The 13,388-nt window shown below is 71.2% G+C and carries 9 protein-coding genes; 2 read left to right on the top strand and 7 right to left on the bottom strand.

All coding sequences use genetic code 11. The annotated features are described in order from the left end of the window. Positions 1–105: 105 nt before the first annotated feature. Positions 106–711: a YdbC family protein gene (locus ACZ7L1_RS00225; RefSeq protein ID WP_471432936.1), complete on the bottom strand. Its 606-nt coding sequence runs from the start codon at positions 709–711 to the stop codon at positions 106–108. A 152-nt stretch (positions 712–863) separates the two neighbouring features. Between ACZ7L1_RS00225 and ACZ7L1_RS00220 the strand changes: the two genes are divergently transcribed. Beyond that, positions 864–1,394 (top strand): TerD family protein, encoded by a 531-nt coding sequence (locus ACZ7L1_RS00220; RefSeq protein ID WP_471432935.1) that lies wholly within the window; start codon positions 864–866, stop codon positions 1,392–1,394. Between the two features lie 57 nt (positions 1,395–1,451). Here ACZ7L1_RS00220 and ACZ7L1_RS00215 read toward each other — a convergent pair whose 3' ends face one another. After that, on the bottom strand, positions 1,452–4,340 hold the full coding sequence (locus ACZ7L1_RS00215; RefSeq protein WP_471432934.1) for a vitamin B12-dependent ribonucleotide reductase: 2,889 nt from the start codon (positions 4,338–4,340) through the stop codon (positions 1,452–1,454). A 153-nt stretch (positions 4,341–4,493) separates the two neighbouring features. After that, entirely contained in the window at positions 4,494–5,054 is a 561-nt protein-coding gene (nrdR, locus tag ACZ7L1_RS00210) for a transcriptional regulator NrdR (protein WP_471432933.1), read from the bottom strand. Positions 5,055–5,578: 524 nt separating this feature from the next. On the opposite strand from nrdR, the gene lexA reads away from it, so the two are divergent. Beyond that, positions 5,579–6,358 carry a transcriptional repressor LexA gene (gene lexA, locus ACZ7L1_RS00205; RefSeq protein ID WP_471432932.1) on the top strand — a complete coding sequence of 260 codons (780 nt, stop codon included), beginning with the start codon at positions 5,579–5,581 and terminating at the stop codon, positions 6,356–6,358. A gap of 214 nt (positions 6,359–6,572) precedes the next feature. Here the strand turns inward: lexA and ACZ7L1_RS00200 are convergent, their stop codons facing one another. The 4 genes from ACZ7L1_RS00200 to ACZ7L1_RS00185 form a co-directional block, all read right to left on the bottom strand. Further along, complete coding sequence (locus tag ACZ7L1_RS00200) at positions 6,573–8,546, bottom strand: ATP-dependent DNA helicase (protein WP_471432931.1); 1,974 nt, start codon at positions 8,544–8,546, stop codon at positions 6,573–6,575. A gap of 145 nt (positions 8,547–8,691) precedes the next feature. Next, complete coding sequence (locus ACZ7L1_RS00195; RefSeq protein ID WP_471432930.1) at positions 8,692–9,468, bottom strand: GNAT family N-acetyltransferase; 777 nt, start codon at positions 9,466–9,468, stop codon at positions 8,692–8,694. A 70-nt stretch (positions 9,469–9,538) separates the two neighbouring features. Beyond that, positions 9,539–11,413, bottom strand: coding sequence for an IucA/IucC family protein (locus ACZ7L1_RS00190; protein WP_471433507.1), 1,875 nt, complete (start codon positions 11,411–11,413; stop codon positions 9,539–9,541). 425 nt (positions 11,414–11,838) lie between these two features. Further along, complete coding sequence (locus ACZ7L1_RS00185) at positions 11,839–13,212, bottom strand: diaminobutyrate--2-oxoglutarate transaminase family protein (RefSeq protein ID WP_471433505.1); 1,374 nt, start codon at positions 13,210–13,212, stop codon at positions 11,839–11,841. Positions 13,213–13,388 lie beyond the last annotated feature (176 nt).

Raw genomic sequence — 13,388 nt, 5'->3', positions numbered from 1 at the left:
ACCCTAGATCGAGTGACGGGCGAACGGGCAGTGGAGGGCCTCCATAAGGCACAGGTCACACCGGAGCCACACCCAGAGGTCCGTCCGGTTTCGGAACGGTGGTCGTCAGACCGTCCACGTCGGCTCCAGCTCCACGATGTCCCCGGTGAGCGCCGCGATGTCCGCCTCCGTCTGTGCCCGCAGCGCGAGCCGCTCCACGCGCTCCTCCCGGTACTTGCCGTGCTCCGCCGCCGACTGCCACATGGAAAGGATCACGAACTCATGGCCCGGCGCCTCGCCGAAGAGGCCGCGGATCATGCCGGGGGAGCCCGCCATGGCCGGGTTCCAGACCTTCTCCTGCATCAGCGCGAAGTGCTCGGCGCGCTCCTCGTGGACCCGGCAGTGCGCGACACGCACCAGGTCGGCGTCGGTGAAGCGCGGCTCGAAGCCCGTCTTCACATCGAAGCGGTGGTCGAAGAGCCGGACCTGCTGATCCTTGAACGTGCCCGCCTGCGCGGCGGCCAGCCGGTCGTGCGAGCGCGCCATGAAGGAGTCGTAGAAGGCGCGGCTCTCCCAGAACGCGAAGATGTGCGCCACGCCGGGCCTGACCCGGCTGAAACCCCCGCCCTGTCCCCGGAAGCCCGGCTCCCCCAGAAGCCCCGCCCACTTTCGCTGCCCCCGTTCGAAACCGCGGCGGTCGACCACGGTGCAGCGAATCCACTTGACCAGCACCGCGCCATCGTAAGGCCAGCTTGCGTGGCGTTGGTCACGCTCCCGCGCAGTGCACCCGAGCGAGCGCCCCGCGCGCGAGGCACAATGGACAACTGGCCCTCATGGAACGGGAGTTCCCGCAAGGGCAGTTGACAACGGGGAGGGAATGGGAGATGACCGGTCTCAACAAGGGCATCCGCAAGGTCGAACTGGCGGTGAAGTGGGACCCGAGTCCCTCCGACCAACCGCCCACCGACCTCGACATCGTGGCCGCGACCTATTTGGCGGATGATCCCTATGGGGCCCCCGCCTATGTGGTGCACTTCGACAGCCGCTCCCCCGACGGCACGATCTACCTCAACCGCGACAGCCTGGACGGCAAGGGCTTCGGCTGGGACGAGGTCATGACCGTGGAGCTGTACCGGCTCGACGGCCGGTACGCGCGCGTGGTGGTCGGCGTCGCCATCCAGCAGCGAGCCGGACGCAGGACGTTCGTCGACGTCCTGAACCCGGCGCTGCGGGTCCGTGAGGACTACACCGTGCTCGCCCAGGACGACTTCGGGGGCGTCCTCGGCGCCACGGCGGCGAGGGTGGCGGAGTTCGTGCGCGACTCCTCCGGGGAGTGGACGTTCCACCCGGGCGTCCACGGCTTCGACACGGATCCGGAGGGCTTCGCCCGCGTCATGGGCCGGCCGCTCTCCTAGGGCCCGTCACGCCGAAGGGCGGCACGACCGGTGGTCGTGCCGCCCTTCGGGTGCAGGTCAGCTGCAGCCGCTCGTCGAGCCGCAGCCCTCGCAGATGTAGCACGAGCCCGCCCGCTGCATCTTGGTGCCGCAGGAGAAGCACAGCGGGGCGTCCGCCTGGATGCCCAGCTGCATCTCCACCAGCTCGGCGCTGGTGTGCGCCTGCTTCGGGGCCGGCTTGGCCGCGGCGGACTCCGTCCTCGGCGTGGCCACCGCCTTCAGCTCCTGGGCGCGCGGGGCCGACTGGGCCAGGCCCTCGACGTCGACCTCCTCGTCGTCGATCGGCTCGTAGGAGCCGGTCTCCAGGTGGCGCTGACGCTCCTCGGCGGAGTGGATGCCGAGCGCCGAGCGGGTCTCGAAGGGAAGGAAGTCCAGCGCCAGACGGCGGAAGATGTAGTCGACGATCGACTGCGCCATCCGCACGTCAGGGTCGTCCGTCATACCGGCCGGCTCGAAGCGCATGTTGGTGAACTTCGAGACGTACGTCTCCAGCGGCACGCCGTACTGCAGGCCCACCGAGACGGCGATGGAGAAGGCGTCCATCATGCCCGCGAGGGTGGAGCCCTGCTTGGACATCTTCAGGAAGACCTCGCCGAGACCGTCGTCCGGGTAGGAGTTGGCGGTCATGTAGCCCTCGGCGCCGCCGACGGTGAAGGAGGTGGTGATGCCGGGACGGCCCTTCGGGAGGCGCTTGCGGACCGGGCGGTACTCGACGACCTTCTCGACCGTCGGCTCCGCGGCGGGCTGCTGGGCCGGCTTCTCGGCGGTCTCCTTCTTCTTGGCGGAGAGGGGCTGGCCGACCTTGCAGTTGTCGCGGTAGATCGCGAGCGCCTTGATGCCCATCTTCCAGGCCTCGAAGTAGATCTCCTCGACCTCCTCGACGGTCGCCGACTCCGGCATGTTGACCGTCTTGGAGATGGCGCCGGAGATCCACGGCTGGATCGCGGCCATCATGCGGACGTGGCCCATCGGGGAGATGGCGCGCTCGCCCATGGCGCAGTCGAAGACCTCGTAGTGCTCCGGCTTGAGGCCCGGCGCGTCGATCACATTGCCGTGCTCGGCGATGTGGGCGACGATCGCCTCGATCTGCTCCTCCTGGTAGCCGAGGCGGCGCAGCGCCTGCGGCACGGTGCCGTTGACGATCTGCATCGAGCCGCCGCCGACCAGCTTCTTGAACTTGACCAGCGCCAGGTCGGGCTCGACACCGGTGGTGTCGCAGCCCATGGCCAGACCGATGGTGCCGGTCGGGGCGAGGACGGAGGCCTGGGAGTTGCGGAATCCGTTCTTCTCGCCGATCCGCAGCACGTCCTGCCAGGCCTCGGTGGCCGCGGCCCACACCGGGGTGTCCAGGTCGTCCATGCGGACGGCGGTGGCGTTGGCGTCGGAGTGCTGCTTCATGACGCGCAGGTGCGCCTGCTCGTTGCGGGCGTAGCCGTCGTACGGGCCGACGACCGCGGCGAGTTCGGCGGAGCGGCGGTAGGCGGTGCCGGTCATCAGGGAGGTGATGGCACCGGCGAGGGCTCGGCCGCCGTCGGAGTCGTAGGCGTGGCCGGTTGCCATGAGCAGGGCGCCCAGGTTGGCGTAGCCGATGCCGAGCTGGCGGAAGGCGCGGGTGTTCTCGCCGATCTTCTGGGTCGGGAAGTCCGCGAAGCAGATCGAGATGTCCATCGCGGTGATGACCAGCTCGACGACCTTCGAGAAGCGCTCGACGTCGAAGGACTGGTTGCCCTTGCCGTCGTCCTTCAGGAACTTCATCAGGTTCAGCGAGGCGAGGTTGCAGGACGTGTTGTCCAGGTGCATGTACTCGCTGCACGGGTTCGAGCCGTTGATGCGGCCGGACTCCGGGCACGTGTGCCAGTGGTTGATCGTGTCGTCGTACTGGATGCCCGGGTCGGCGCAGGCCCAGGCGGCCTCGGCCATCTTGCGGAAGAGGGTCTTGGCGTCGACCTCCTCGATGACCTCACCGGTCATGCGGGCGCGCAGGCCGAACTTCTCGCCGTTCTCGACGGCCTTCATGAAGGTGTCGTTGACGCGGACCGAGTTGTTGGCGTTCTGGTACTGGACGGAGGTGATGTCCTCGCCGCCGAGGTCCATGTCGAAGCCCGCGTCACGCAGGGCGCGGATCTTCTCCTCCTCCTTCACCTTGGTCTCGATGAAGTCCTCGACGTCCGGGTGGTCGACGTCCAGGATGACCATCTTGGCGGCGCGGCGGGTGGCACCGCCCGACTTGATCGTCCCCGCGGAGGCGTCGGCACCGCGCATGAAGGAGACCGGGCCGGAGGCGTTGCCGCCGGAGGAGAGCAGTTCCTTGGAGGAGCGGATGCGGGAGAGGTTCAGGCCGGCGCCGGAGCCGCCCTTGAAGATCATGCCCTCTTCCTTGTACCAGTCGAGGATCGACTCCATGGAGTCGTCGACGGACAGGATGAAGCAGGCGGAGACCTGCTGGGGCTGGGCCGTGCCTACGTTGAACCAGACGGGGCTGTTGAAGCTGAAGATCTGGTGCAGGAGGGCGTACGCCAGTTCGTGCTCGAAGATCTCCGCGTCGGCGGGCGAGGCGAAGTACTTGTGGTCCTCACCGGCCTTCCGGTAGGTCTTCACGATGCGGTCGATCAGCTGCCTGAGGCTGGTCTCGCGCTGGGGGGTGCCGACGGCACCGCGGAAGTACTTGCTGGTGACGATGTTGACCGCGTTCACCGACCAGAACTCGGGGAACTCGACGCCACGCTGCTCGAAGTTGACCGAGCCGTCGCGCCAGTTGGTCATGACGACGTCACGGCGCGCCCACTCGACCTCGTCGTACGGGTGCACGCCGGGGGTCGTGTGGATGCGCTCGATACGCAGCCCCTTGGTCGCCTTGGCGCCCTTCGCTCGGGAACCTCGTGCCGGACCGCTCGCCGTCTCTGTCATGCCGCCTCCCTGTATCGGGCAAAAACGCCCTGAAGTGCCCTTTTCTTCCCATGGCACGGTGTTGTGTCTGCTTGTCACGCGCGTCCTGCGGGCGCGCGTGACGGGTCTGTGTGCGCCGCCGACGGGGCCGACCCGACCGGGTCGGCCCGCCCGTCAGTCGGCGGCGGTGGCGGGCAGGAGGGCGTCGGCCGCCCCTCCGGACCCGCGGTCGGTTCTCTGGCGCTCCGCGTCGGTGATCTCGTGGTCGTCCTCGTCCACGGCGGTGCGCTCCCGCTGCTGCCTGAGTTCCGCGATGGCGGCCTCGAAGTCCTCCAGCGAGTCGAACGCCCGGTAAACGGACGCGAACCGCAGGTAGGCGACGAGGTCGAGCTCCTGCAAGGGGCCGAGTATGGCCAGGCCCACGTCGTGGGTGGTCAGCTCGGCGCTCCCGGTGGCCCGCACGGCCTCCTCGACCCGCTGGCCGAGCTGGGCGAGTGCGTCCTCGGTGACAGGCCGCCCCTGACATGCCTTGCGCACGCCGTTGATGACCTTGGTACGACTGAAGGGCTCGGTGACTCCGGACCGCTTGACCACCATCAGCGAACAGGTCTCCACGGTCGTGAAACGACGGGAGCAGTCGGGGCACTGGCGGCGCCTGCGGATGGACGTGCCGTCATCGGTCGTACGGCTGTCGACGACGCGGCTGTCGGGGTGCCTGCAGAAGGGGCAGTGCATGGCTCCATCCCTCCTTTTCAGCACGACGCATAGACCTCATGGGTCTCATTGGCCCCACGAAGCAGCCCCAAGCATAGGCGATCTCGGTGACCGCGAAGACCGGGGGGACCACAACTTGTGGGTCACTACTGCAATCCAACCACTACATGTAGCGATTGGCTCATACATTCGGCGACGACACGCGCGCCACGGGCGTGTCGGCATGTGCCGCGCGGCCATACCCGTTCGGGCCATGCGCGGATACGGTGGACGCCACATGGAGAAGCGGGGCCGGTCCACGGTCCGCGGCGCATCGGATGGCAGACTGGGCGCCGTCCGTGGCGGCCCACAAGGCCCTCGCCCCGGTGGTGAACAGTACAGCAGCGGGTACTTCCGCCTGCCGGAAGCAGCGTCCGCTCAATACACCTGGAGTCCTGATCACGTCAGGCAATTCCCGGTTTTTCACTCGAACGTGTGTTTGGCGCAACCTTTCGAAAGCAACTACCGTTGTGCTGCACGGGAGACCATCGAGAGGGGCCGACGACGTGACCACCACCGCAGACAGTGCCACCATCACTGCCCAGGACCGCCCCCAGGGCCGACCCGAGCCGGTGCATGCCGTGAACGAAGCCACGAACCCCGAGGGGCCCAAGAGGTCCCTGCCCGGCCGGCCTCCAGGCATCCGGGCGGACAGCTCCGGGCTCACCGAGCGGCAGCGCCGGGTGATCGAGGTCATCCGGGACTCGGTACAGCGGCGCGGCTACCCGCCGTCGATGCGGGAGATCGGCCAGGCCGTCGGCCTCTCCAGCACCTCCTCGGTCGCGCACCAGCTGATGGCACTGGAGCGCAAGGGTTTCCTGCGCCGCGACCCGCACCGTCCGCGCGCGTACGAGGTGCGCGGCTCCGACCAGGCGTCCTCCGTGCAGCCCACCGACACCGCGGGCAAGCCCGCCGCGTCGTACGTCCCCCTGGTCGGCCGGATCGCGGCCGGCGGCCCCATCCTCGCCGAGGAGTCGGTCGAGGACGTCTTCCCGCTCCCGAGGCAGCTCGTCGGTGACGGTGAGCTCTTCGTCCTGAAGGTCGTCGGCGACTCCATGATCGAGGCCGCGATCTGTGACGGCGACTGGGTCACGGTCCGCCGCCAGCCGGTCGCGGAGAACGGTGACATCGTCGCCGCGATGCTCGACGGCGAAGCCACCGTGAAGCGCTTCAAGCGCGAGGACGGCCACGTCTGGCTGCTGCCGCACAACTCCGCGTACCAGCCGATCCCGGGCGACGAGGCGACGATCCTCGGCAAGGTGGTGGCGGTACTGCGGCGGGTGTGACCCTCCGCGGCGGGCGCACGGACGCCCGCCCCTGATCCGGGCCCCGGGACCCCTGCGCCGGTTCCGGGGCCCCATGCTGTCCGCGGCCGGGCACACCGCCCTCCTTCCCGGCCAGTGCACCGCCGCGGACCGCGCTCTTCCCTCCCCGCGACCACGCCGGCGCGTGGCCTCGGCCCCCCGCCGGCGCGGAGGGCGGGCACATGCGGACGGGGAGCTACGCGCCCTGGGCCTTCGCCGCCGCGTCGATCGCCGCCAGGGACTTCCGGACCTGGTTGCGGTCCGTCGTGTACCAGAAGTCGGGCAGGGACGCCTTCAGATAGCCGCCGTAGCGGGCCGTGGCGAGCCGCTGGTCCAGGACGGCGACCACACCTCTGTCACCGGACGCCCGTACGAGCCGGCCGGCGCCCTGTGCCATCAACAGCGCGGCGTGCGTGGCCGCGACGGCCATGAACCCGTTGCCCCCGGCCTCCTCGACGGCCTTCTGGCGGGCACTCATCAGCGGGTCGTCGGGCCGCGGGAAGGGGATCTTGTCCATGACCACCAGTTGGCAGCTGGGGCCGGGGACGTCGACGCCCTGCCAGAGCGACAGTGTGCCGAAGAGGCACGTCCTCGGGTCCGCCGCGAAGTTCTTGATCAGCTCCACGAGGGTTTCCTCGCCCTGGAGAAGGATCGGCAACTCGGGGATACGGGTGCGCAGCTCCTCCGCGGCGAGCTGCGCGGCCCGCATCGATGAGAACAGGCCCAGGGTGCGGCCGCCGGCCGCCTGGATCAGCTCCGTCAGCTCGTCCAGCATGTCCGCACGCTCGCCGTCCCGGGCGGGGCGTGACAGGTGCTTCGCGACATACAGGATGCCCTGCTTCGGATAGTCGAACGGGGATCCGACATCCACGCCCTTCCACTTCGGCACGTCGTCGCCCTCCGTGCCCTCGGGGGCCAGGCCCAGTGATGCCCCGACGCCGTTGAAGTCGCCGCCCAGCTTCAGCGTGGCGGAGGTGAGGACGACCGAGCGGTCCGCGAACAGCTTCTCCCGCAGCAGCCCCGACACAGACATGGGGGCGACGCGCACAGAGGCGCCGAAGCGGTCATGACGCTCGTACCAGACGACGTCCCACTCGGAGCCGTTGGTGATCCGCTCCGCCACGTCGTGCACGCTCTCCACGGAGGCCAGTGCCTGCTTGCGCACCGCGTCCTCGTCCTGGACGGACTTGTCGCGGGTCGCGCCGATCGCGGAGATCACCGTGCGGCAGGCGTCGCGCAGCGCCATCAGTGCGTACGCGAGGTCCTCCGGGATCTCCTCCAGACGGCCGGGCAGGGCCAGCTCCATCAGCCGCTCGAAGCCCTCGGCTGCCGTCTGGAGCTGGTCGGCGGCCTTCTCGTTGACGAGTTTCGCCGCGCGGCGCACCGCACGGTTGACCTGGCCGGAGGTGAGCTCTCCGGTGGCCACGCCCGTCACCCGGGAGACCAGCTCGTGGGCCTCGTCGACGATCAGCACCTCGTGCTGCGGGAGGACCGGGGCACCCTCGATGGCGTCGATCGCGAGCAGCGCGTGGTTGGTGACGACGACCTCGGCGAGCTTGGCCCGCTCACGGGCCGTCTCTGCGAAGCACTCGGCGCCGTACGCGCACTTCGAGGCGCCCAGGCACTCCCGGGACGACACCGACACCTGGGCCCAGGCGCGGTCGGAGACGCCCGGGGTGAGGTCGTCGCGGTCGCCGCTCTCCGTCTCCTCGGACCAGTCGCGCAGCCGCAACAGGTCCTGGCCCAGCTTGCTGGTGGGCGCCGCGGCCTCGAACTGGTCGAAGAGGCCGTCCTCCTCGTCCTGCGGCACTCCCTCGTGCAGGCGGTGCAGGCACAAGTAGTTCGACCGGCCCTTCAGCATGGCGAACTCCGGGCGGCGACGCAGCAGCGGGTGGAGCGCCTCCACCGTGCGCGGCAGGTCCCGCTCGACGAGCTGCCGCTGCAGCGCCAGGGTGGCGGTCGCCACGACCACGCGCTCCCCGTGCGCGAGCGCCGGCACCAGATAGCCCAGCGACTTTCCGGTGCCGGTGCCGGCCTGGACCAGCAGATGGGAGCCGTCGTCGATCGCCTCCGCGACGGCCTGGGCCATGGCCACCTGGCCGGGGCGCTCCGTGCCGCCGACGGCTGTGACGGCTGCATGGAGGAGTTCGGGGAGTGAGGGCTTTGTCATAGCGCGACCACCCTACGGTGCGGCACTGACAAACGGGCGCTGCATCCCTCGGCGCATGGAAGGCTCATGTGGTGGTGCGGGGGTGCCGGGGTGGTGTGATGCGGGACAAGCTCGTTACGCACAGTGATGAAGCTGGTGGAGGACGCTAGAGCAGATGGCGTAGGGCCCGGTCCCGGACCATGAGGGCGGCCCGCTTGTCGGGCAGGTCGACTTCGGCGGAGAACCGGAAGCCGGCTCTCAGGAACGCGGCGATGGAGGGCGTGTTGCGCAGGTCGGGTTCGGCGACGACCCGCGCGCAGGAGGGACGCCGGTCGAGGACGAGGTCGGCGACGCAGCGGAGCAGTGCGGAGCCGAGGCCGCGCCCGCGGTCGGCGACGCCGCCGATGAGGAGGTGGATTCCGGTGTCGTGGGGACGGGCGGGGTAGTTGCGGGCCAGGGGGTCGAGGTCCGCACGATAGATCTCCCAGTAGCTCATGGGAGTGCCGTCCAGCACGCCGAGGCAGGGGACACTGCGTCCGTCGCCGGCCAGTTGGGCGTACAGGTGCCGCTCGGTGACCGAGGCATCTCCGGCGAGTTCCCAGAAGACCGCCACGGCGGGGTCGTTCATCCAGCGCACGATCAGCGGGAGATCGCGGCCGAGGTGGACCGGCACGAGGTGGAAGACACCCACCGGCGTGGTCGTGGCGCCCCAGTCGGCGACATGGTCGAGGAGGTCGTCGTCCGGCGGAAGGGCCGACGTGCCCGGCTCCTGCTGGACGCGGAGCGCCAGGAACTCCCCGGGCAGCCGTAGATCGAGGGTTTCCTCGCAGTCGGAGCCGGAGTTCGGGCCGGTGCCGGATGGAGCGCCGGCTCCGGGGCCCGGGGTGGTGACGGGCTCCACGGAGGCGGTGCCGGTGTCGGTGCTCGCGTCGGTGGGAGACACGGCGACGCTCCTCTCGGAAGACGGGACGGGTCATGTTCCTCGGGGATCAGGGCGGTGTGTGACGGCCAGGTCAGTGATGGAGCGGGTTGGTGATGGTGACGTAGACGGACTGGGTGTCCACCGGGCCGACGAGTTCGTCGAGGCCGTGCAGCCGGGTCAGCAGATTGGCCTTGCACTTGAGGACGGGTGAGTCGAGCAGAAGGACCGGCAGTGACGTGCGCAGCCGGTCCGGACCGGTGGCGGCGTCGGCGAGGAAGCGGCGGAAGGCGGCGAGCAACAGCCGCTCGTCGGCGAGGCCTTGGGAGCCGAACGCGCCGACGAGACCGAACACGTTGTTGATGCCGAGGTAGTAGGCGAAGCGTTCGTCGGTGACCTCGTCGGAGACGAACGTGTCGCTGTGCTCGCCGATCCCGGGCAGCCGTGCGTCGAGTTCGGCGCGGCGGGACGCGCGGAAGTAGTAGCCCTGGTTGTCGCGGTAGCGTCCGCCGTCGGGCCAGCCCTCCGCGTCGAGCAGGAGCACGGTGTTCTGCTGGTGTGCCTCCAGGGCGACGCCGGCCTCGCTGTCCAGCCAGAGCACCGGGCGGACCACGTGGTGGAGGTAGCGCAGGAACCACTCGGTGGCGACGGCCCCGCGCGAGCGGCCGGTGCGCCCGGCGAGACGGGTGACGATCTCGGCGAGCCGGGAGCACATGGTGGGGCGCCGCTGTCCGTCGGGGTGCGGGCGGGGCCTGGGCGAGACGAGTCCGGCGACGCAGGAGGCGTCGACCGCCGGGGCGAAGGGGTTGTGGCGGATCACCACGTCAAGTCCGGCCAGGGGGTTGCCGTCCTGGTCGTCGACGGCGACCCAGGCCGGGTCGCGGACGATGTCGAAGCCGGGGTGCGCTGCGCGCCACTGCTTGCCGAGGCCGCCGCGCAGCAGGCGGTGCACCTCGACGCCCCGGTCGAGTTCCTTGCGGAGGTTCTCCCGCCGGGAGTTGGTGATGCGCAGGCCCAGCGACAGCTTGAGCATCGCGGGGGCGCCCGAGCGGTGGACGGTGCGGACGGAGGAGGTGGGGTGCCAGGACGTGCCGTGGGGGCCGAGGTCCCGGAGCAGTCCGGCGTCCAGCAGGGCTGCCACCTCGGCGCGGTGCCGGATCTCGCGCGCCTGCCAGGGGTGCAGCGGCAGTGCGGTGAAGCCCGGGGGCAGCGGGAGGTCCGGGCCGGCGAGCCGTTCGGTGAGCAGGTCGGCGGACACGGGCCGGCCGCCTTCCGTCCATGCCGAGTCGGCCGCGCGCACCGACGGCGCGACCGCGAACCAGTGCAGCGGGAAGGAGCCCCGCAGCTCGGGTGAGTAGAGCCGGGCCTCGGTGTCCGAGAGGCCCTCACGGCTCTTGGCCGTGGGGTGCGTCGGATGTCCGAGCAGCAGGGCCTGTTCGGCGGAGAGGAAGAGGTCGGCGCCGTCCACGGGACGCTCGCGGCGGTCGGTGAGGAAGGTGGCGGTGCGGCGTGCGGAGTCGGCGACCCGGGCCAGCAGGTCGGTGACGAGGTTCGGCACGGCGCCCGGCTCCGGGGCCGGTGCGGCCGCGGCGGGGCCCGGGGCGGGGGCGGGGGCCTGTGCGGCCACGGCCCCCGCCGTCTCCCGTGCCAGCAGTGCCGCCACCGTCACCGCGTCCACGGGCGAGGCCTGCTCCGGGGCGCCGGCCAGACGGGGCAGACCGAAGCGGTGCCAGCCGGTGGGGGACCAGTGGTGGACCTGGACGAGCAGGGCGGTGCCGGCGGCGAGGAGCGGGATGCGCAGCGTGTTGTCGGCGGGAGCGGGGAGGTCGTTCTCGCGGACCCAGCAGCGCAGCAGGTTCTCCACGGTCGCGGCCTGGGCCGCCGTGTGCGGGTCGGGGTGGTCCAGAGGGTCCGCGGCGGTGCCGCGCGGCTCGTCGGCCTCCGGTGTTGTCGGCTGCTGTGCAGGCAGCGTGTGGGATCCCGGGGGCGTGTGGGATCCCGGGGGCACGGCGGTCTGCGCGTGGTCGGCGCCCCGCGTGGGGGCGGGGCCGTGACCGTCGGAGGCGGGGAGGTCGCTGTCGTGGGCGGGGCCGTCGTGGGCGGGGCCGTCGTGGGCGGGACCGTCGTGGGCGGGACCGTCGTGGGCGGGGCCGTCGTGGGTGGGGCCGTCGTGGGTGGGGCCGTCGTGGGTGGGGGTGGCGTGGGTGGGGGTGGCGTTCAAGGGCGTACCTCGTGAGGTCGTTCCAGCTCGTACGGCGACGGGCCGGTCGGTGTGGGAGCGGGTGCGGTGCGGGAGCGGTGACCCCGGGGCCGGTGAAGGTCGCATGGGTCCACCGAGGTCGTGCCGGGCCGTCGGCCCGGTCCTCGTGCCGGCGAGGGGCAGGGCGGGCGGGCTCAGGGATGGACCACCGGCCTTGCGGCCACCGCGGCCACCGCGTCGGCGAGCCGGTCCAGGACCGCGTCCGTCTGCTCGTCGGTGATCGTCAGCGGCGGCAGCAGGCGGATCACGCTCGCGTGCCGCCCGCCCAGCTCCACGATCAGACCACGCCGCAGGCACTCCCGCTGCACTGCGGCGGCCAGCGCGGGCGCTGCGGGGCGTGGTCCGGTGCCCCCGGGCAGGGAGGCCGGGGAGTCCGGGGAGTCCGGGAGCGCCGGGTCGGATGCGGACTCGGGGTTCACCAGCTCGATGCCGATCATCAGCCCCCGGCCGCGTACGTCCCCGACGCACGGGAACTCGGCGGCGAGGCCCCGGAGTCGGTCCAGCATGCGGGCGCCGAGCATGGCCGCGCGCTCTGCGAGGCGGTTCTCACGGACGTACGCGAGGGTCGCGGTGCCGGCGGCCATGGCGAGCTGGTTGCCGCGGAACGTGCCGGCGTGGGCGCCGGGTTTCCACACGTCGAGGTCGTCGCGGTAGACGACGACGGCGAGCGGCAGGCTGCCGCCGATCGCCTTGGACAGGACCATCACATCGGGCACCACCCCGCTGTGTTCGACCGCCCAGAAGCGTCCGGTGCGGCCCACGCCCGTCTGCACCTCGTCCGCGATCAGCGGGATGGCCCGGGCCTCGGTGATTCCCCGCATACGGCGCAGCCACGCGTCCGGCGCCGGGTGCACCCCGCCCTCGCCCTGGACCGGTTCCAGGATCATCCCGGCGGGCAGCGGCACCCCCGACTTGGTGTCGTCGAGGAGGGACTCCGTCCAGCGGGCGGACAGTTCGGCGCCGCGCTCGCCAGCGACCCCGAACGGGCAGCGGTAGTCCTGGGGGAACGGCAGACGGGTGACGCGGACGTCGCCCGCGCCCCCGGACGCCTCGAGCGCCCCCGCGGTCATGCCGTGGTAGGCGCCGGTGAAGGCCAGGATGCCCTTTCGCCCGGTGGCCGTGCGCACCAGTTTCAGTGCCGCCTCGACGGCGTCCGTCCCGGCCGGTCCGCAGAACTGCACGCGCGCGCGATCGGCGAGGGCGGGCGGCAGGGTGCGGAACAGCTCCGTGGTGAAGGCGTCCTTCACTGGCGTGGCCAGATCCAGGACGTGCAGCGGCGCACCCGAGTCGAGGACCTTCCGGATCGCCTCCAGGACCACCGGGTGGTTGTGGCCGAGGGCCAGCGTGCCGGCGCCGGAGAGACAGTCCAGGTAGCGGCGCCCGTCGGCGCCCTCGATGGTGAGCCCTCGCGCCCGCACGGGCACGATCGGCAGGGCGCGCGCGTAGGTGCGCGCCGCGGACTCGCGCGCCGACTGCCGCCGCAGAATGCCTTCGTGCGCCCCGCGCACACGCTCGGCTCCTGAAGCTTCCTCGCTCCCCTGCTCGGCTCCCGTACGCCCCTCCGACGCGCCCTCCACCGGCACCACCGCAGTCTCCGTCACGGTCACGACGTCAGTTCCTCCCGCTGTTCAGAGGCGATGGTCGGGGGCCGGGCCGGGACGGCAGGCCCCCGCACCTACCAACG

Source organism: Streptomyces sp. NPDC107546, from assembly GCF_055639175.1.
Note: the sequence above shows the minus strand (reverse complement) of the source record. Positions and strands in the feature narration are given on the sequence as shown.